Source organism: Pseudomonas sp. GM24, assembly GCF_000282235.1.
Lineage (GTDB): Bacteria > Pseudomonadota > Gammaproteobacteria > Pseudomonadales > Pseudomonadaceae > Aquipseudomonas.
In genome coordinates this window covers 1-831 of sequence record NZ_AKJR01000390.1, presented here as the reverse complement: position 1 = coordinate 831, position 831 = coordinate 1, and the positions used below count along the sequence as shown (strand labels likewise).

Here is an 831-nt window from a genome sequence, read left to right as displayed (position 1 = left end):
TCACCCTGTCGAACGGTTCGACCATCACCATTGACGCCGGCAAAACCACCGGCAGCGTCAACGTGCCGACCGCGGCCAACGACGTTTACAACAATGGCAGCACCGTCAGCACCACTATCACCGGCGCTACCGGCGGCAATTTCGAAAACCTGGTGCCGAACACGACGCCAGCGACCACCACCATTACCGACTCGATCGACAACACCAACCTGTCGCTGACGGCCACCGGCACCGTGGCGGAAGGCGGTTCGATCGTTTACACCGCGACCCTGACCAATCCGGCCGGCACGCCGGTCACCGTGACCCTGAGCAACGGCTCGGTGATCACCATCGAGGCGGGCAAAACCACTGGCACCGTGACCGTTCCGGCGCCGGCCGATGATGTCTATAAAGACGCAGGCAAAGTCGAAGTCACCATCAAGGATGCGACTGGCGGCAACTTCGAGAATCTGCTGCCGAGCACTGTCCCGGCCGTGACCGAAGTGACCGACACTATCGATACCTCGACCGTGAAACTGACGGCTGATACCTCGGTCGCTGAAGGTGGCACCGTCACTTACACCGCCACTGTCGGCGCGCCGGTGACCGGTTCGCCTGTCGTGGTGACCCTGGCCAACGGTCAGAGCATCACCATTGAAGTCGGCAAAACCACCGGCACCGTGACCACCACCGCGCCAAATGACGCGTTGACCGGCAACGCACCGCTGACGAATTCGATCACTGGCGTTTCGGGTGGTAATTACGAAGATCTGGTCGCCGACAAGACCCCGGTATCGACCAGCGTTACCGATGTTGCCGACACCACCAACCTGTCGCTGAGCGCAACCGGTT

Annotated in this window: 1 protein-coding gene; it reads left to right on the top strand. The window is 61.4% G+C overall.

Going from position 1 to position 831, the window contains the following annotated elements; all coding sequences use genetic code 11:
* Nucleotides 1-831 (top strand): immunoglobulin-like domain-containing protein (locus tag PMI23_RS28555; RefSeq protein ID WP_007950356.1); only part of this gene is annotated, 831 nt, incomplete at both ends.